Here is an 18,064-nt window from a genome sequence, read left to right as displayed (position 1 = left end):
CCGTCTCATATTCCACGTGCGCGGTGTTGATCGTGATGCCGCGCGCCTTCTCTTCCGGCGCAGCGTCGATGTCGGCGTAGTTCATCGCCTTCGCGCCGCCGGCCTTCGCCAGCGTCATCGTGATCGCAGCCGTCAACGTCGTCTTGCCGTGGTCAACGTGACCAATCGTGCCGATGTTGCAGTGCGGCTTCGTCCGTTCGAACTTTTCCTTGGCCATTTTCTAGCTCCTAAGGTCCCCGAACCGGGGTTCCTGCAGTTTGGGGGTTAAGGACGCCCGGTCCTTACGGTCCGGGCGCATATAGGCGGGCTTTCCGAAAAGGGAAAGCTTAGGCGTACTTCTTGATCACTTCGTCGGCGACGTGTTGCGGCACCGGCTCGTAGTGGTCGTATTGCATGGTGAACTGGGCGCGGCCCTGCGACATGCCGCGCAGCGTGTTCACATAGCCGAACATGTTGGCCAGCGGCACGAAGGCGTTCACGACGGTGGCGTTGCCGCGCATGTCCTGACCCTGGATCATGCCGCGACGGCCGTTCAGGTCCCCGATGACCGAGCCGAGATATTCCTCGGGGGTCACGACTTCCACCGCCATGATCGGCTCGAGCAGCTTGGGCGAACCCTTTTCCTTCAGCTCACGGAAGGCGGCGCGGGCCGCGATTTCGAACGCCAGCACGCTGGAGTCGACGTCGTGGAACTTGCCGTCCGTCAGGGTCGCCTTGAAGTCGATCAGCGGGAAGCCGGCCAGCAGACCGTTGTCCTTGGCCGAGTTCAGGCCCTTTTCGACGCCGGGGATATATTCCTTCGGCACGGCGCCGCCGACGATCGAGTTCTCGAACACGAAGCCCGAGCCCGGCTCGCCGGGTTCGAAGGTGATCATGACGCGGGCGAACTGGCCCGTACCGCCGGTCTGCTTCTTGTGCGTGTAGTCGATGTCGACCTTGCGGCCCAGCGATTCACGATAGGCGACCTGCGGCGCGCCGATGTTGGCCTCGACCTTATAGGTGCGCTTCAGGATGTCGATCTTGATGTCCAGGTGCAGCTCGCCCATGCCCTTCAGGATCGTCTGGCCCGACTCGTGGTCGGTCGAGACGGTGAAGGAAGGATCTTCCGAGGCCAGCTTGGCCAGGGCGACGCCCAGCTTCTCCTGGTCGCCCTTGGTCTTGGGCTCGACCGAGATCTCGATGACCGGCGCCGGGAACTCCATCTTCTCCAGGATGACGGGCGACTTGATCGGGTCGCACAGGGTGTCACCCGTGCGGGTTTCCTTCAGGCCGGCCAGGGCGACGATGTCGCCGGCGTAGGCTTCCTTGACGTCTTCACGGTTGTTGGAGTGCATCTGCAGCATCCGGCCGACGCGCTCTTTCTTGTCGCGGCTGGAGTTCAGCAGCGACTGACCGGTTTCCATCTTGCCCGAGTACAGGCGGCAGAAGGTCAGCGAGCCGACGAAGGGGTCGTCCATGATCTTGAAGGCCAGGACCGACAGGGGCTCTTCGTCCGAAGCCTTCCGCACGACGGGCTCTTCGGTCTTGAAGTCGATGCCCGGCGTCGGCGGGATGTCCAGCGGCGACGGCAGGTAGTCGACGACGGCGTCCAGCAGCGTCTGCACGCCCTTGTTCTTGAAGGCCGAGCCGCACAGGATCGGATAGAAGGCGCCGGTCAGAACGGCCTTACGGATGCACTTCTTGATGGTGGCTTCGTCGGGCTCGTTGCCCTCGAGGTAGGCTTCCATCGCCTCGTCGTCCAGCTCGACGGCGTTGTCGATCAGGTACTGACGCGCAGCGATCGCCTTGTCCATCAGGTCGTCGGGGATCGGCACGTCCTTGTAGGAAGCGCCCAGGCCGTCGTTGTCCCAGACCACGCCGGTCATGCGGACCAGGTCGACCAGACCCGACAGCGAGGACTCAGCGCCGATCGGGAACTGGATCGGCACGGCCTTGGCGCCCAGACGGTCGCGGATTGACTCGACCGAGGCGTCGAAGTCGGCGCCGATCTTGTCCATCTTGTTGACGTAGACGATGCGCGGCACCTTGTACTTGTCGGCCTGGCGCCAGACGGTTTCCGTCTGCGGCTCGACGCCGGCGTTGCCGTCCAGCACGGTCACGGCGCCGTCGAGGACGCGCAGCGAACGTTCGACCTCAATGGTGAAGTCCACGTGGCCGGGGGTGTCGATGATGTTCAGGCGCTTGCCCTGCCAGAAGGCGGTCGTCGCGGCGGACGTGATGGTGATGCCGCGCTCCTGCTCCTGGTCCATCCAGTCCATGGTCGCAGCGCCGTCGTGGACTTCGCCGATCTTGTGGGATTTACCAGTGTAATACAGGATCCGCTCGGTCGTCGTCGTCTTGCCCGCGTCGATGTGGGCCATGATGCCGAAGTTGCGGTAGTCCTCGAGCTTGTGAGTGCGGGCCATGAAAGCGTGCCTTGAAAATTTCAGGACGCTCAGGTGCGCCCTCGGAAGGATGTCGGTGTTCGGATAAGCGAGCGCGGGCGATTTAACTTAAACCGCCCGCGCCGGAAACCCTTAGATAGTCAGCGCAGATGACGCTTTGAAGGCGTTACCAGCGATAGTGGCTGAAGGCGCGGTTGGCTTCGGCCATCTTGTGGGTGTCTTCACGCTTCTTGACCGCGGTGCCGCGGTTGTTCGAGGCGTCCAGCAGCTCGGCGGCCAGCTTCTCGGTCATGGTGTTCTCGCCACGCTTGCGCGCAGCGTTCACCAGCCAGCGGATGGCCAGGGCGCGGCGACGGTCCGGACGGACTTCGACGGGCACCTGATAGGTGGCGCCGCCGACGCGACGCGAGCGCACTTCGACCGACGGGGAGACGTTGTCCAGGGCGGCGTGGAAGGTCGCGACCGGCTCTTGGTCCTTCTTCTTCTCGGCCAGGATGTCGAAGGCGCCGTACACGATGTTTTCGGCGACGGCCTTCTTACCTTCGTACATGACGTAGTTCATGAACTTGGTGACGATCAGGTCCCCGAATTTGGGATCCGGCAGGACTTCACGTTTCTGGGCGCGGTGACGACGCGACATGGGGTATTCCTTGCAGTGCCCGACCAGCGCCGGGAAGATCTCGAAAAGGCCTCCGGGCGCGATGGCCCGGAGAAGAATGGCTTACTTCGGACGCTTGGCGCCGTAGTGCGAACGACGCTGCTTACGGTCCTTGACGCCTTGGGTATCCAGAACGCCGCGCAGGATGTGGTAGCGAACGCCGGGCAAGTCCTTCACGCGGCCGCCGCGGATCAGAACAACCGAGTGTTCTTGCAGGTTATGGCCTTCGCCGGGGATGTAGCACACGGCTTCGTAGCCGTTCTTGGCCAGACGGACCTTAGCGACCTTACGCAGAGCCGAGTTCGGCTTCTTCGGGGTCGTGGTGTAAACGCGGGTGCAGACGCCGCGACGCTGGGGCGAACCCTCCAGAGCCGGCACCTTGTTGCGGGTGGGCTTGGGCTTGCGCGGCTTGCGGATCAGCTGGTTGATCGTAGGCATTCGAAACTCGTCTCGACTTCTGATGGAGGCGTGTGTCTTTCGACCGAAGCGCCTCTCGCCTTCTTGTGAACGGGGGACCATCCCCTCGCCCGGGTGTCATCGAGACTGAGAGCGCGACCACCCAAACAGAAAAACCGGAACGCGCGCTTTGGGCGTTCCGGCGGGCACAGCCCGTCCGTTGGATTGTCACGATCTCAGCGACCAGCGAACCGGCCACGCCTCGAAAGTGGGCGGCTTCTACGCCCGATGGGCGCGAAGGTCAAGGCGGCGCTGATCTTCAAAGCGGAAACCCACGTTGCTTCCCTCGTCGTCGGTCCGCCCTCCGCCCGAAAGCGGCCATGCTTCTAGCACAGCTTGCATCGGATCAAGGGGGACGACGCATTGGCGTTTGCACAGCTGACGCGACCTGACCGGCGCCTCGACTGGCGAAAGGCAGGCTTGGCGACGACGTCGGTGGCGATCAACACCGCGCTGATCGCCTTCCTGTCGTTGACGGCCCTGGGCATAGAGGGCGACGTCGTCGCGCCCGAACAACCGCCGATCTACGTCGATATTACGCCCCGCCCCCTGCTGCCCGACGAGCGGGCTAGAACGCCGGTCCAGGCGCCCACAGTCGACGATATGATGGGGTCAGCGCAGGACGCGCGCCCGACGGTTCAGACGCCCTCCCCGCGCCAGGCAACGCCGCCGGACAGCCCTGCCCCGATCCGTCCCCGCATCGCCGCGCCGGCTCCGCAGGGCGCGCCCGCTCCACAGGACGCCTGGACCGTCAATCCGAACGACCGCGCCGGCACCATGTCCCGTGTCCTGCGTCAGGGCTTGATCGGCTGCACCACGCCGCAGCAGCTCAACGCCGCCGAGCGCGCCCATTGCCGCGAGGATGCCATGCGACGCGGAATGAACGCCGCTCCGATCACCGGCACGGGCAACCCCGAACGTGACGCCGCCTTTGCGCGCGAAGGCGCGCGGCGTCTGGCTGAATGGGAGGCGGGCCGTCGTCCTCTGTCCGGCGGCGTCGGCGTGGTGGGCCCGGCGGACTGCGTCGGCTCGAACTTCGGCACAGGCTGCGCCGGCGCGCAGTTGAATCCCTCGCTGGCGCCCGACTCGACCCGCAACGTCCAGACCCGACGCGACGGCCACCGGGCCGGCGGCGCACCGATCACGCCAGGTGCTTCAGCCCCGATAGAGCGGTGGAAAGATTGAGGTCAGTGATCCTGGCAATAGGCGTCATGCATGGCCGCGCCGAGATTGAGCATCATCGTCTTGGCTTCAACGACGACGAAGAGCGACAAAATCACGGCCGTTAGGCCCCACAGCACCTTGTCGGCTTTCGTCATGGCGGCCCTCTACACAACCCTGGCTCAGTTCACCGCAATCCGAGCACGCGTCAAGTCATAGAAAAAGGGCGACGCCGTCGCCGGCGCCGCCCTCTTCGTATCTTCGCTCGAGAAGCGTGAGATCAGCTCTCGCTGCTCTCCAGCTCCAGTTGCAGATCGGCCGGCAGCGGCTCGATCGCCTCTTCCAGAGCCGAGGTCAGTTCTGCATCCCGCTCGTTGGCGATCTTCTGCAGGCTGCGCAGGTAGGCGCCAGTGCCGGCCGGGATCAGGCGGCCGACGATGACGTTTTCCTTCAGGCCTTCCAGCATGTCCTTCTTGCCGTGGACCGAGGCGTCGGTGAGGACGCGAGTGGTCTCCTGGAAGGACGCCGCCGAGATGAAGCTGCGGGTTTGCAGCGACGCCTTGGTGATGCCCAGCAGGACGGGCTGGGTGGTGGCCAGACGGCCGCCACGCTTCTCGACCTTGGCGTTTTCCAGAACGGCTTCGGCGACTTCGACGGTGTCGCCGCGAATCAAGGTGGTTTCACCCGAATCCAGCACTTCCACCTTCTGCAGCATCTGACGCACGATGACTTCGATGTGCTTGTCGTTGATCGGCACGCCCTGCAGTCGATAGACCTCCTGCACTTCGTTCACCAGATACTCGGCCAGCGCTTCGACGCCCTGAATGCGCAGCAGATCGTGCGGATCCGGGTTGCCGTCGATGATGTAGTCGCCCTTCTGGATCAGATCGCCGTCGTGGACGGAGATGTGCTTGCCCTTCGGGATCAGGAACTCGACCGGTTCGCCCTGCACGCCGTCGGCGTTGGGCTCGGGCGTGATCTTGATGCGACGCTTGTTCTTGTAGTCGCGGCCGAATTCGACGCGACCATCCATCTCGGCGATGACCGCGCAGTCCTTCGGACGGCGAGCTTCGAACAGTTCGGCGACGCGCGGCAGACCGCCGGTGATGTCGCGGGTCTTGGCGCCTTCGGTCGGAACGCGAGCGATGATCTCGCCCGGCTTGACCTCGTCGCCGTTCGACACGGACAGAACCGCGCCCACGGGCAGCAGATAGCGGGCGTCCGAACCGGACGACAGCTTGGCGTAGACGTCCCCCAGAGTGACGCCCATGGCCGGACGCAGGTCCGAGCCGCGCGGGCTGGCGCGCCAGTCGCTGACGACGCGCTGGGCGATGCCCGTCGCTTCGTCGGTTTCTTCCTTGACCGACAGGCCTTCGACCAAGTCCTCGAAGCGCACGACGCCGCCGACTTCCGTCAGGATCGGGGTGGTGTAGGGGTCCCACTCCGCCAGGCGCTGGTTCTTCTTGACCTCGTCGCCGTCCTTGACGCGGATGCGGGCGCCGTAAGGAGCCTTGTGCGTCTCGCGGTCCTTGCCGTCGACGACCACGGTCACGATGACGTTGCGGCTCATGGCCACCAGATCGCCGTGGGCCGCGACGACGGTCGGGCCGGTGACCTTGGCCGTACCGGCGTTGGTCGCCTCCATGAAGGAGGTTTCCGCCACCTGGGCCGTGCCGCCGATGTGGAAGGTCCGCATCGTCAGCTGGGTGCCCGGCTCGCCGATCGACTGGGCGGCGATGACGCCGACCGCTTCGCCGATGTTGACGTTGGTGCCGCGCGCCAGGTCACGGCCGTAGCAGTGGGCGCAGATGCCGGCTTCGGCCTCGCAGGTCAGGGCCGAACGGACCTTGACCGACTGGACGCCAGCGGCCTCGACGGCCTCGGCGACTTCTTCCACCAGATAGGTGTCGGCGGGGAACAGGACGGTATCCGTGCCCGGCTCCTTGATGTCCTCGGCCGCATAGCGACCCAGGATGCGCTGACCCAGCGAGACCAGCACGTCGCCGCCTTCCATCACCGCACGCAGGGTGATGCCGCGCGTCGAGCCGCAATCCTGCTCGGTGACGATGGAGTCCTGCGCCACGTCCACCAGACGACGGGTCAGGTAACCCGAGTTGGCGGTCTTCAGCGCGGTGTCGGCCAGACCCTTACGGGCGCCGTGGGTGGAGTTGAAGTATTCAAGGACGGTCAGGCCTTCCTTGAAGTTCGAGGTGATCGGCGTCTCGATGATCTCGCCGGACGGCTTGGCCATCAGGCCGCGCATGCCGCCCAGTTGCTTCATCTGGGCCTGCGAACCACGGGCGCCGGAGTTGGCCATCATGAAGACCGAGTTGATGTCGGGGTTTTCACCCTCGATCAGCACCCGCGGTTGCGCGATCTCGCCCATCATGGCGTCGGCGATCCGGTCCGTGGCCTTGGACCAGGCGTCGACCACCTTGTTGTACTTCTCGCCGCGCGTGATCAGGCCGTCGGCGTACTGTTGCTCGTACTCCTCGACCTGGGTGCGGGTCTCGGCGACCAGCTCGACCTTCTTGGCCGGGATCACGATGTCGTCCTTGCCGAACGAAATGCCGGCCTTGGCGGCTTCGCGGAAGCCCAGGCCCATCATCTGGTCGGCGAAGATGACCGTCGCCTTCTGACCGCAGTGGCGATAGACCACGTCGATCAGATTGCCGATTTCCTTCTTGGTCAGGTTCTTCTCGAGCAGGCGGTAGCCGACGTTCGGATTACGCGGCAGTAGAGCCGCCAGCTTCATCCGGCCCGGCGTAGTGTCGATGACCTTGGTCACCTCATTGCCTTCGGCGTCCTGTTCCGTCCAGCGCGCCTTGATGCGCGTGTGCAGGGTGACGACCTTGGCGTCCAGCGCCGCATCGATCTCGCCGATGTTGGCGAACAGCTTGCCTTCGCCCGGCTCGCCGTCCTTGACCAGCGACAGATAGTACAGACCCAGGACGATGTCCTGCGACGGCACGATGATCGGCTTGCCGTTGGCGGGCGACAGGATGTTGTTGGTCGACATCATCAGGACGCGCGCTTCCAGCTGGGCCTCGAGGCTCAGCGGGACGTGAACGGCCATCTGGTCGCCGTCGAAGTCGGCGTTGAAGGCGGTGCAGACCAGCGGGTGCAGGCGGATGGCCTTGCCCTCGATCAGCTTGGGCTCGAACGCCTGAATGCCCAGACGGTGAAGCGTCGGCGCGCGGTTCAGCAGAACCGGGTGCTCGCGGATGACCTCGTCCAGGATGTCCCAGACGGCAGGCTGCTCGCGCTCGACCATGCGCTTGGATTGCTTGACGGTGCCCGACAGGCCCTTGGCGTCCAGGCGCGCATAGATGAACGGCTTGAACAGCTCCAGCGCCATCTTCTTGGGCAGGCCGCACTCGTGCAGCTTCAGTTCCGGGCCCACGGTGATGACCGAACGACCCGAATAGTCGACGCGCTTGCCCAGCAGGTTCTGACGGAAGCGACCCTGCTTGCCCTTCAGCATGTCGGCCAGCGACTTCAGCGGACGCTTGTTGGCGCCCGTGATCACGCGACCGCGACGGCCGTTGTCGAACAGGGCGTCGACGGACTCCTGCAGCATCCGCTTTTCGTTACGGATGATGATGTCCGGCGCGCGCAGCTCCATCAGGCGCTTCAGGCGGTTGTTGCGGTTGATGACGCGGCGATACAGGTCGTTCAGGTCGGAGGTCGCGAAACGACCGCCGTCCAGCGGCACCAGCGGACGCAGTTCCGGCGGGATGACCGGCACGATCGTCAGGATCATCCACTCGGGCTTGTTGCCCGATTCCAGGAAGGCCTCGATCAGCTTCAGGCGCTTGGACGCCTTCTTGGCCTTCATTTCCGAGGGATTGTCGGCCAGCTCGGCGCGGTGCTTTTCAGCTTCCGCGTTCAGGTCGATGCCCATCAGCAGGTTGCGGACGGCCTCGGCGCCGATCTCGGCGGTGAAGCCGTCATCGCCGAACTCTTCCTGGTAGCGATAGAACTCGTCTTCCGTCAGCAGTTGGTTCTGCTTCAGCGGGGTCAGGCCCGGCTCGGTGACGATGTAGTTCTCGAAGTACAGGACGCGCTCGACGTCCTTCAGCGCCATGTCCAGCATCAGCGAGATGCGGCTGGGCAGCGACTTCAGGAACCAGATATGGGCGACCGGCGCAGCCAGGTCGATGTGACCCATGCGCTCGCGGCGAACGCGGGCCAGGGTGACTTCGACGCCGCACTTCTCGCAGATGATGCCCTTGTACTTCATGCGCTTGTACTTGCCGCACAGGCATTCGTAGTCCTTGGTCGGGCCAAAGATACGCGCGCAGAACAGGCCGTCACGTTCGGGCTTGAACGTGCGGTAGTTGATGGTTTCCGGCTTCTTGATCTCGCCGAACGACCACGAACGGATCTTCTCGGGCGAGGCCAGGGCGATCTTGATCTGGTCGAAGGTCGGGGTGACCGGGACCGGGTTGAAGATGTTCAGGACTTCCTGGTTCATCTTGATTCCTTCTGCGGGGCTGACCCGCGAAAATTATTCAGAACGGAGAAAAGCGGAGGGATCGCCCTCCCCCGCCGTGGCGAGAGAGGGCTCGTGATCCGGATCAGCTGTTCCCCAGCTCCACGTTCAGACCCAGCGAACGCATTTCCTTGATGAGCACGTTGAAGCTCTCGGGAATGCCGGCCTCGAAGCTGTCGTCGCCACGGACGATGGCCTCGTAGACCTTGGTCCGGCCGGCCACGTCGTCGGACTTGACCGTCAGCATCTCCTGCAGGGTGTAGGCGGCGCCGTAAGCTTCCAGAGCCCAGACCTCCATTTCCCCGAAGCGCTGACCGCCGAACTGCGCCTTGCCGCCCAGCGGCTGCTGGGTGACCAGCGAGTACGGGCCGATGGAGCGGGCGTGGATCTTGTCGTCGACCAGGTGGTGCAGCTTCAGCATGTAGATGTAGCCGACCGTGACCGGACGCTTGAACTGCTCGCCGGTCTGACCGTCGTACAGGATCGACTGGGCCGACTTGTTCAGCCCCGCCTCTTCCAGCAGACGCTCGATGTCGCCGATATGCGCGCCGTCGAAGACCGGGGTCGCGAAGGGCACGCCCTTGGACAGGTTCTTCGCCAGTTCGATCAGTTCTTCCTCATCCTGCGGCAGAGGGGTCTCTTCGCCGTAGATATGCGTCAGACGATCGATCAGCGCCTGCTTCTGACCACCCGCTTGCCAGGCTTCCAGCAGACCGGAGATCTGCTTGCCCAGACCGGCGGCGGCCCAACCCAGGTGGGTTTCGAAGATCTGGCCGATGTTCATGCGCGAAGGCACGCCCAGCGGGTTCAGAACGACATCGACGTGCGTGCCGTCTTCCAGGTGCGGCATGTCCTCGATCGGCAGGATCTTGGAGATGACGCCCTTGTTGCCGTGACGGCCGGCCATCTTGTCGCCGGGCTGAAGCTTGCGCTTCACGGCCACGAAGACCTTGACCATCTTCATCACGCCGGGGGGCAGTTCGTCGCCGCGCTGCAGCTTCTCGACCTTGTCTTCGAAACGACGGTCCAGTTGCTTGCGAGCGTCCTCGAACTGGCGCTTCATCGCTTCCAGCTCGCCCATGGCCTTTTCGTCGTCCAGGGCGATCTGCCACCACAGACCACGGCTGACCTCGGCCAGCTTCTCTTCGGTCAGTTCGCCACGGCCGATGCCCTTGGGCCCCGACACGGCGTTCTTGCCCACGATCAGCGGCTTCAGGCGGCCATAGACGTTGCGCTCCAGGATCTTGAGCTCGTCGTCGCGGTCCTTGCCCAGACGTTCGATCTCGGCGCGTTCGATCGCCATGGCGCGCTCGTCCTTGTCGACGCCGTGACGGTTGAAGACGCGAACGTCGACGATCGTGCCGGCGACGCCGGGCGGCAGGCGCAGGGAGGTGTCGCGCACATCCGAAGCCTTCTCGCCGAAGATGGCGCGCAGCAGCTTCTCTTCCGGCGTCATCGGGCTTTCGCCCTTCGGCGTGACCTTGCCGACCAGGATGTCGCCCGGCTGAACCTCGGCGCCGATGGCCACGATGCCCGCTTCGTCGAGGTTGCGCAGGGCTTCCTCGCCGACGTTGGGGATGTCGCGCGTGATTTCCTCAGGGCCAAGCTTCGTATCGCGGGCGGCGACTTCGAACTCTTCCAGGTGGATCGAGGTGAAGACGTCGTCGCGCACGATGCGCTCGGAGATCAGGATGGAGTCTTCGAAGTTGTAGCCGTTCCAGGGCATGAAGGCGACGAGGGCGTTGCGGCCCAGGGCCAGTTCGCCCAGGTCGGTCGACGGACCGTCGGCGATCACGTCGCCGCCCTTCACCTGATCGCCCACGCGCACGATCGGGCGCTGGTTGATGCAGGTCGACTGGTTCGAACGCTGGAACTTCGACAGGCGGTAGATGTCGACGCCCGAGCGGGCGGCGTCCACGTCGCCGGTGGCGCGCACGACGATCCGGGTGCCGTCGATCTGTTCGACGACGCCGTCACGACGGGCGACCACGACGGCGCCGGAGTCCACGGCTACGACCGCTTCCATGCCCGTGCCGACCAGCGGCGCGTCCGACTGCACCAGAGGCACGGCCTGACGTTGCATGTTAGCGCCCATCAGCGCGCGGTTGGCGTCATCGTTTTCCAGGAACGGGATCAGGGCGGCGGCGACCGAAACGACCTGTTTCGGCGACACGTCCATCATGTCCACGGCGTCCTTGTTCAGGAGCTGGGATTCACCGTTGATCCGGCCGGGGACCAGGTCCTCGACGATCTGACCGTTCTTCAGTTCGATGTTGGCCTGAGCGATCGTGTACTTCGACTCTTCCATGGCCGAGATGTAGACCACCTCGCCCTGGGCCTGGCCGTCCTTCACGCGACGGTACGGGCTCTCGATGAAGCCGTACTTGTTGACGCGCGCGTGGGTGGCCAGCGAGTTGATCAGGCCGATGTTCGGGCCTTCCGGCGTTTCGATCGGGCAGATGCGGCCGTAGTGGGTCGGGTGCACGTCGCGGACTTCAAAGCCCGCGCGCTCACGCGTCAGACCGCCCGGGCCAAGCGCCGACAGACGACGCTTGTGCGTGATTTCCGACAGCGGGTTCGTCTGGTCCATAAACTGCGACAGCTGCGACGAACCGAAGAACTCGCGAACCGCGGCGGCGGCCGGTTTGGCGTTGATCAGGTCGTGCGGCATGACCGTGTCGATGTCGACCGAGGACATGCGCTCCTTGATGGCGCGCTCCATGCGCAGCAGACCGACGCGGTACTGGTTTTCCAGCAGCTCGCCGACCGAACGGACCCGGCGGTTGCCCAGGTTGTCGATGTCGTCGATCTCGCCGCGGCCGTCCTTCAGGCCGACTAGGATCTGCAGCACCTTCAGCACGTCTTCCTTGCGCAGGACGCGGATCTCGTCGGAGACCTCAGGGCTTTCCAGACGCATGTTCATCTTGACCCGGCCGACAGCCGACAGGTCGTAGCGTTCGCTGTCGAAGAACAGCGAGTTAAACATGGCCTCGGCGGCTTCCGGGGTGGGCGGCTCGCCCGGACGCATCACGCGATAGACGTCGAACAGGGCGTCCTCGCGGTTGTCGTTCTTGTCCACGCGCAGGGTGTTGCGCATGTAGGCGCCGACCGTAACGTGGTCGATGTCCAGCACCTCGATGGTGGTGAAGCCGTTTTGCTCCAGCACTTCGATGGTCGGGGCGTCCAGTTCGTCGCCGGCCTCGGCGAAGATTTCGCCGGTCTCGAAGTTGACGGCGTCATTGGCCAGATACTTGGTGACCAGGGCGTCGGCGGCCAGCGACAGCGAGGTCGTCGTCTCGCCCAGCTTCTTGGCGGCGCGGGCGCTGATCTTCTGACCGGCCTGGGCGACCACTTCGCCGGTGTCGGCGTCGATCAGGTCGAACTCCGGCTTAACCCCGCGCCAGCGCTCGGCCTTGTAGGGCGTGACCCAGCCTTCGCCGCGCTTCTCGTAAGGCACGGTCTCGTAGAAGGTCTTCAGGATTTCTTCGCCGTCCATGCCCAGACCCATCAGGAAGGTCGTGGCGGGCAGCTTGCGGCGGCGGTCGATGCGGACATAGACCACGTCCTTGGCGTCGAACTCGAAGTCGAGCCACGAGCCGCGGTACGGGATCACGCGGGCGGCGAACAGCAGCTTGCCCGACGAGTGCGTCTTGCCCTTGTCGTGGTCGAAGAAGACGCCCGGCGAACGGTGCATCTGCGAGACGATCACGCGCTCGGTGCCGTTGACGATGAAGGTACCCTTGTCCGTCATGAGCGGGATGTCGCCCATGTAGACGTCCTGCTCCTTGATGTCCTTGACCGAACGGGCTCCCGTTTCCTCGTCGGTTTCGAACACGATCAGGCGCAGCTTGACCTTCAGCGGCGCCGCATAGGTCATGTCGCGCTGAATGCACTCCTCGACGTCGTACTTCGGCTCTTCGAACTCGTACGAGACGTATTCCAGGATGGCGCGCTCGTTGAAGTCCTTGATCGGGAACACCGACTTGAAGACCGCCTCGATGCCCTGCTCCTTGCGGACGCCCGGACGGACCTCGCGCTGCAGGAACTGTTCGTAGGAAGCGCGCTGAACCTCGATCAGGTTCGGCATCGCGATCGCTTCGGGGATACGCCCGAAGGATTTGCGGATGCGCTTCTTGCCGGTGAACGAGGTGGCGGAAGCGATCTGACCGTTGATGGCGAGATCGTGGGCGACGTCAGTCATTCAGTGTTTCCCATGGCGCACGCCCCGGGGAAGGCGTGCGTGAAATGCAGCAGCCACGGCGCGCGTCTCCGCGTCCGCAGCCAGGGTTTCGGCATCCACCCTCGGCCCGCTGCCGGGCCAGGACGCCTGAAATGTACCGGCTCCCTGGGAAGGAGCCGCGCCTTCGCTCGGTCGGAGGGCGACGGACCGGGCCTCGGCGCTTGCGCGCAGACTCATATGGAGTGTTGCGGAGCGCGCACATATACGCGCATTCGCGACGAAATAAAGGCCCCAAGGAACCTTTTCGACAGAGCCAACCAATCTCGTTGCGAGCGACGACGGCCTGATCTAGCGTCGCCTTATGACACGGATCGCCCTGCCCCTGCTTGCCGCTCTGGCCCTTTCCGCCTGCGCCACCCATCGCGAGCCGGTGACCTATGCCGAGACGGCTTCGGCCGCCGCGCGCGCCGCCGATCAGGTCAATGGCCAGGGGGCCATGACGCCGCAGCAGGCCTGGGACGCCGGCAATACCGCCTACCTCGCCTGGAACGGCGCCCGGCGCGGCTGGACCACCACCGAAAGCGGCTTGCAATATCGCCGCGTCGGCAAGGCCCACCCCGAGGGCGCTCAGCCCAAGGCGACCGACACGGTCAAGGTCCACTATCGCGGCACCTTCATCGACGGGCGCGAGTTCGACAGCTCCTACGCCCGCAACGAACCGGCCGAGTTCCCGCTGAACCGCGTCATCAAGGGCTGGACCGAGGGCGTGGCCCTGATGCGCGTCGGGGAAATCTACGAATTCGTTATCCCCGCCTCGCTGGGCTACGGCTCGCGCTGGGTCGGCGGCGACGAACTGCCCCCCAACTCCACCCTGCGCTTCTCGGTCGAACTGCTGGACGTCAAGCCGGGCTGACGATCAGCGGCGCCCGGCTTTTCCCAGCAGCCGATCGCGCGCGGCGTTGACGCGCGTCGCCAGCCCCTCCGTTCCGCCCTTGTCGGGGTGGGCGCGGGCCATGGCGCGTTTCCAGGCCGCGCGGATTTCAGCCTCGGTCGCGGCTGGCCCGACGCCCAGCACGGCGCGGGCGTCAGCCTCGGTGATGGGTTCGGATCGGATGACCGGCCGCATGCGGGAGGACCAGGCCAGATAGAGTCCTGCCCCGGCCAGCGCCGCCGCCGTCAGCCACGATCCACGAAACGCCGCCAGCGCGCCGCCCGCCAGCAGCACCGCGCCCAGCAGGGTCGCCGTCACGCGCCAGTGAGCGCGTCCGCGTCGCTCGGTCTGCCGGCCCATCCGCACCAGCGCCCAGACGGCGATCGCCGCCAGGGCCAGCCAGATCAACCCCATCAGGCGATCAGGCCGCCACGTCCAAAGGGCTGAGAACCTGCTCCAGGCCCATCGCCATCATCAGATTGCGCATCTCCTGGCGCGCAGCGACATGGGCCAGGGACACCGCGACCGGCCGGATGTCGTTCGACAGGTCCGCCACCGTCAGGCCGAACGGGAACAGTTCGCGATAGATGACCCGGTCACGCAGGCCGGGACCGACGCGGAAGCCGACGCGCTTGGCCAGCTTGGTCATCCGTTCTTCCAGACGTTTGCGGTTGCGCGCCTCCGCGACGGCGAGGCGATTGGTGACCACCAACCAGTCGATCGTGGCGTGACGGCCCTGGGCGATGGCGCGCTGCTTGCGCGCTTCCCAGACGCTCTCGGAATAGATGGAGGGCTTCAGCAGCTCCAGGGTGACAGGATCAACGTCGCCCAACAGGTCGAAATCGACGAAGCTGTCGTTCATCGGCGTCACGATCTGATCGGCGCGGGCGTGGGCGGCGTTCGAAACGGCCGTGTCGCCGCCGGGCGTGTCGATCAGGATGCAATCGACGCCCCGCGCCGCCGCTTCGTCGAAGGCGCGCTCGAAGGTGGCGATCTGGTCGGCGACGTCCGCCTTGGCCAGGGCCTTGCCGTCGCCCATGTCGGGAATGAACGGCTGGGGCAGATCGTGCCCGTTCGCGGCCAGCCAGGCCAGACGGTTGTGGAAGAAGCGCTGCATGGAGCGCTGGCGCAGGTCCAGATCGATGATCGCCACCGAGCGTCCGGCGTGCAGCAGGCCGGTGACGATGTGGATGGCCAGGGTGGACTTGCCCGCCCCGCCCTTTTCGTTGCCGAGGACGATCACATGCGGCTGCGTCATTCGAGGGAATCCTCTGTGCCGACCGCGCGACTCAGACTGCGCGGTCCTAGGTCCATCGAGACTCGGCCTCAACGGGCCAAACGTCAACGGAACCTTAACGCAGACCTGTGGACGGCGAACCGGAGTCGGTCAGCTGTTGCGTGCGCACCAGGCGTCGGCGAGAGCGGCGGAACGGCATACCGCAGCGGCGGTTTCGGTCGAGACCGGCCCGACCTTCAGCCGCGTCAGGCGACGGCCGTTGACCTCGACCTCCTGATAGATCGGCGACAATCCCGACAGGTCTGAGGTAGCCTTCATCCGATCCCAGGCCTGACGCGCGCCGGCCGCACTGGAATAGGCGCCCAGTTGGATTGTTCGCCCGGTTTCCCGCGTCGCCGGAAGGCTGGCGGGACGCAGCACCGGCGCCTGAACCCGCGAGATCGCCTCATCCGCAACGGCTTTCACGACCGCCGGCGAGGCAGCCCGTACAACCGCGTCGCGCAGCCCGGTATCCTCACCGACGGGGCGCAGACCCGCCTGAACGTCACGAGCGTCCCACATGGCGTGAGGATCCATGACCGCCACCTTGACCGGCGTGAAGCGCACAGGCCGCAGTCCAGCCTCTTCAGCCACGGCATGCCGGGTGTCGCGATCGCGGGCCGATAGCGGAATGTCGATCGACGCGACGTTGTCGGCCATCGCGCTGAACCGATGGGGATCGCTGTCCACCGCGCCACAACCGGCGACGGCTAGGCTGCTGGCGAAAGCCAGGGCGATCAGAACTGGACGGGTCGCTTCTGCGGGCGTCATAAGCACGACCATAGAGCCCAGACTTTGCGGTCTGGTGCATCAACAGGCTTAAGCGGAAAGGTTAATCGCTTCATCATGATAGACGCCGCCCCCCTCCCCGTCGTCCGCACCGTCGCCGACCTGCGGGCGATCGTCCGGGACTGGAAACGTCAAGGCCTGAGCGTCGGCATGGTTCCGACCATGGGCGCCCTGCATGAAGGCCACCTGACCCTGGTGCGCGAGGCCGCACGCCGCGCCGACCGCGTCGTCGCCTCCAACTTCGTCAATCCGACCCAGTTCGCGGCGCATGAGGATCTGGGCAAATATCCCCGCCAACAGGAGGAGGACGCCCGTTTGTTGGCCGGCGCCGGCTGCCATCTGATGTTCGCGCCCTCAGCCGACGAGATGTATCCGGAAGGCTTTGCGACAACCGTCGCCGTCGCCGGCCCGGCGCTGGGTCTGGAAGGCGACTTCCGACCTCAGATGTTCGGTGGGGTCGCCGTGGTCGTCACCAAGCTGTTCAACCAGGTCCAGCCCGATGTCGCGATCTTCGGCGAGAAGGACTACCAACAGCTGATGGTCGTTCGCCGGTTCGTGCGCGACCTGGACCTGCCGGTCGAGATCGTCGGCGCGCCTACGGAGCGGGATGGCTGGGGCCTGGCCCTGTCGTCACGCAACGCCTACCTGTCCGAAACCGAGCTTGAGACCGCGCGCCGGCTGAACGGCATTCTGGCGGAGGCGGGCATCCACGCGTTGAGCGGCCGCCCCCTGCCCGGCGTTGAGCGTGAAGCCTATGCCGCCCTTCTAAAAGCCGGGTTTGAGCGGGTCGATTACGTCGCCATCCGCCACGCCGCGGACCTGACGCCCTTCCGCAACGACATCGTCGACGCCCCCGCCCGCATCCTGGCCGCCGCCTGGCTGGGCAAGACGCGCCTGATCGACAATATGGCGGTCTGAAACGATCAGGGCCGCATCCGTTCGCCGGATGCGGCCGTGTCAGATCAACCGATTGCGCCGACGCAACCCTCGGCGTCGCCCGGCGCCAGATCGGCGTCGGTCAAGGCGATGGTCCAGCCGTGATGCGTGTTCAGGCCCCAGCGCCGCGCGCCGCCGCCGTCGCCGGCGTCCCCACCCGCCGTGACCACCACGCGTCGGCCCTTGGGCAGAGCCGGCGGATCGATCTTGCCCACCGCCAGAGACGTCGGCGTCTCACCACCGTATCCGTCGAAGACGCTCAGCATCGACCACTCGCGCCGCAGACCCATCCACCAGGCATCCTCGGTATTGATCGCCAGCACGGCGATCCCGTGGCCCTCGGCGGCGAAGGCCAGGGCCTTCTGCGGATCGCGCACCATCTTGATGTCGGCGGCGGCGCCGAAACGCAGGCGCGCGCCGTCATAGGCGCGGGTCGGTTCGATCGGGGCCCAGACCTGGACCTGAAGCCGGCCTTGGCGCGCCAGGCCCCATCCGACGATCTCGCGCCACAGATGTTCGACCGCCTCGGCGTTCTCGGGCTTGGCCTGCTTCAGCATGCGCGAGAGGACGGTCTGCTCGCGATCGGGACGCAGCTTGGTGTGCGGTCCGGTTGGGGCGTCCTTGGCGCGGCCGACGGTGGCGGCGATGGCGAGACGTTGCTCGAACAGCGCCAGGATCTGGTCGTCGATGCCGTCGATCTCGGCGCGCAGGGCGGCCAGAGCCTGTTGTTCGGGGGTCAGGTCGGCCATGTCAGGCCAGACTTGCTGAAGGTTGGAATGGGGCATGGGAAAGGGCTTT

14 protein-coding genes are annotated in these 18,064 nt (G+C 65.4%); 3 read left to right on the top strand and 11 right to left on the bottom strand.

All coding sequences use genetic code 11. From position 1 onward, the window contains the following. From GGC30_RS14630 to rpsL, 4 genes are all read right to left on the bottom strand, one after another. A partial coding sequence (locus GGC30_RS14630) for a GTP-binding protein (protein ID WP_228763762.1) occupies window positions 1–217 on the bottom strand: 217 nt, incomplete at its 3' end. 109 nt (window positions 218–326) lie between these two features. Beyond that, complete coding sequence (gene fusA / locus GGC30_RS14625) at window positions 327–2,405, bottom strand: elongation factor G (protein WP_066551885.1); 2,079 nt, start codon at window positions 2,403–2,405, stop codon at window positions 327–329. A 145-nt stretch (window positions 2,406–2,550) separates the two neighbouring features. After that, window positions 2,551–3,024 carry a 30S ribosomal protein S7 gene (gene rpsG, locus GGC30_RS14620; protein ID WP_055754905.1) on the bottom strand — a complete coding sequence of 158 codons (474 nt, stop codon included), beginning with the start codon at window positions 3,022–3,024 and terminating at the stop codon, window positions 2,551–2,553. Between the two features lie 81 nt (window positions 3,025–3,105). Then, a complete protein-coding gene (gene rpsL / locus GGC30_RS14615) occupies window positions 3,106–3,480 on the bottom strand; it encodes a 30S ribosomal protein S12 (protein ID WP_008260482.1) in 375 nt (124 codons plus the stop codon). A 438-nt stretch (window positions 3,481–3,918) separates the two neighbouring features. Between rpsL and GGC30_RS14610 the strand changes: the two genes are divergently transcribed. Beyond that, window positions 3,919–4,683 (top strand): hypothetical protein, encoded by a 765-nt coding sequence (locus GGC30_RS14610; protein ID WP_153925667.1) that lies wholly within the window; start codon window positions 3,919–3,921, stop codon window positions 4,681–4,683. A 2-nt stretch (window positions 4,684–4,685) separates the two neighbouring features. Here GGC30_RS14610 and GGC30_RS16655 read toward each other — a convergent pair whose 3' ends face one another. The 3 genes from GGC30_RS16655 to rpoB form a co-directional block, all read right to left on the bottom strand. After that, window positions 4,686–4,817 carry a hypothetical protein gene (locus GGC30_RS16655; RefSeq protein ID WP_255353850.1) on the bottom strand — a complete coding sequence of 44 codons (132 nt, stop codon included), beginning with the start codon at window positions 4,815–4,817 and terminating at the stop codon, window positions 4,686–4,688. 122 nt (window positions 4,818–4,939) lie between these two features. Continuing rightward, window positions 4,940–9,136: a DNA-directed RNA polymerase subunit beta' gene (gene rpoC, locus GGC30_RS14605; RefSeq protein ID WP_153925665.1), complete on the bottom strand. Its 4,197-nt coding sequence runs from the start codon at window positions 9,134–9,136 to the stop codon at window positions 4,940–4,942. Window positions 9,137–9,239: 103 nt separating this feature from the next. Next, window positions 9,240–13,355 (bottom strand): DNA-directed RNA polymerase subunit beta, encoded by a 4,116-nt coding sequence (rpoB, locus tag GGC30_RS14600; RefSeq protein WP_112861789.1) that lies wholly within the window; start codon window positions 13,353–13,355, stop codon window positions 9,240–9,242. Window positions 13,356–13,695: 340 nt separating this feature from the next. Between rpoB and GGC30_RS14595 the strand changes: the two genes are divergently transcribed. Continuing rightward, window positions 13,696–14,247 (top strand): FKBP-type peptidyl-prolyl cis-trans isomerase, encoded by a 552-nt coding sequence (locus GGC30_RS14595; RefSeq protein WP_153925663.1) that lies wholly within the window; start codon window positions 13,696–13,698, stop codon window positions 14,245–14,247. Window positions 14,248–14,250: 3 nt separating this feature from the next. On the opposite strand, the gene GGC30_RS14590 is transcribed toward GGC30_RS14595, so the two are convergent. The 3 genes from GGC30_RS14590 to GGC30_RS14580 all read right to left on the bottom strand — a co-directional run bounded on the left by GGC30_RS14590 (window position 14,251) and on the right by GGC30_RS14580 (window position 16,312). Continuing rightward, a complete protein-coding gene (locus tag GGC30_RS14590) occupies window positions 14,251–14,679 on the bottom strand; it encodes a molecular chaperone DnaJ (RefSeq protein ID WP_153925661.1) in 429 nt (142 codons plus the stop codon). Window positions 14,680–14,686: 7 nt separating this feature from the next. Further along, window positions 14,687–15,523 carry a division plane positioning ATPase MipZ gene (locus tag GGC30_RS14585; protein WP_112861786.1) on the bottom strand — a complete coding sequence of 279 codons (837 nt, stop codon included), beginning with the start codon at window positions 15,521–15,523 and terminating at the stop codon, window positions 14,687–14,689. 129 nt (window positions 15,524–15,652) lie between these two features. Beyond that, window positions 15,653–16,312, bottom strand: coding sequence for an SPOR domain-containing protein (locus tag GGC30_RS14580; protein ID WP_194943610.1), 660 nt, complete (start codon window positions 16,310–16,312; stop codon window positions 15,653–15,655). A gap of 75 nt (window positions 16,313–16,387) precedes the next feature. Here GGC30_RS14580 and panC point away from each other — a divergent pair, with 75 nt between their 5' ends. Then, window positions 16,388–17,248, top strand: a complete 861-nt coding sequence (gene panC, locus GGC30_RS14575; RefSeq protein ID WP_153925657.1) for a pantoate--beta-alanine ligase — start codon at window positions 16,388–16,390, stop codon at window positions 17,246–17,248. A gap of 44 nt (window positions 17,249–17,292) precedes the next feature. Here the strand turns inward: panC and GGC30_RS14570 are convergent, their stop codons facing one another. Continuing rightward, complete coding sequence (locus GGC30_RS14570) at window positions 17,293–18,051, bottom strand: chorismate mutase (RefSeq protein ID WP_066622752.1); 759 nt, start codon at window positions 18,049–18,051, stop codon at window positions 17,293–17,295. Between the last annotated feature and the right edge of the window lie 13 nt (window positions 18,052–18,064).

Source organism: Brevundimonas sp. SPF441 (assembly GCF_009661015.1).
GTDB lineage: Bacteria > Pseudomonadota > Alphaproteobacteria > Caulobacterales > Caulobacteraceae > Brevundimonas > Brevundimonas vesicularis.
This window is presented reverse-complemented; position numbering and strand designations above follow the sequence as displayed.

Coding starts and splice junctions, on each gene's coding strand:
- fusA (WP_066551885.1), bottom strand. CDS start 2,405: ATGGCCCGCACTCACAAGCTCGAGGACTACCGCAACTTCGGCATCATG.
- rpsG (WP_055754905.1), bottom strand. CDS start 3,024: ATGTCGCGTCGTCACCGCGCCCAGAAACGTGAAGTCCTGCCGGATCCC.
- rpsL (WP_008260482.1), bottom strand. CDS start 3,480: ATGCCTACGATCAACCAGCTGATCCGCAAGCCGCGCAAGCCCAAGCCC.
- GGC30_RS16655 (WP_255353850.1), bottom strand. CDS start 4,817: ATGACGAAAGCCGACAAGGTGCTGTGGGGCCTAACGGCCGTGATTTTG.
- rpoC (WP_153925665.1), bottom strand. CDS start 9,136: ATGAACCAGGAAGTCCTGAACATCTTCAACCCGGTCCCGGTCACCCCG.
- rpoB (WP_112861789.1), bottom strand. CDS start 13,355: ATGACTGACGTCGCCCACGATCTCGCCATCAACGGTCAGATCGCTTCC.
- GGC30_RS14595 (WP_153925663.1), top strand. CDS start 13,696: ATGACACGGATCGCCCTGCCCCTGCTTGCCGCTCTGGCCCTTTCCGCC.
- GGC30_RS14590 (WP_153925661.1), bottom strand. CDS start 14,679: ATGGGGTTGATCTGGCTGGCCCTGGCGGCGATCGCCGTCTGGGCGCTG.
- GGC30_RS14585 (WP_112861786.1), bottom strand. CDS start 15,523: ATGACGCAGCCGCATGTGATCGTCCTCGGCAACGAAAAGGGCGGGGCG.
- GGC30_RS14580 (WP_194943610.1), bottom strand. CDS start 16,312: ATGACGCCCGCAGAAGCGACCCGTCCAGTTCTGATCGCCCTGGCTTTC.
- panC (WP_153925657.1), top strand. CDS start 16,388: ATGATAGACGCCGCCCCCCTCCCCGTCGTCCGCACCGTCGCCGACCTG.
- GGC30_RS14570 (WP_066622752.1), bottom strand. CDS start 18,051: ATGCCCCATTCCAACCTTCAGCAAGTCTGGCCTGACATGGCCGACCTG.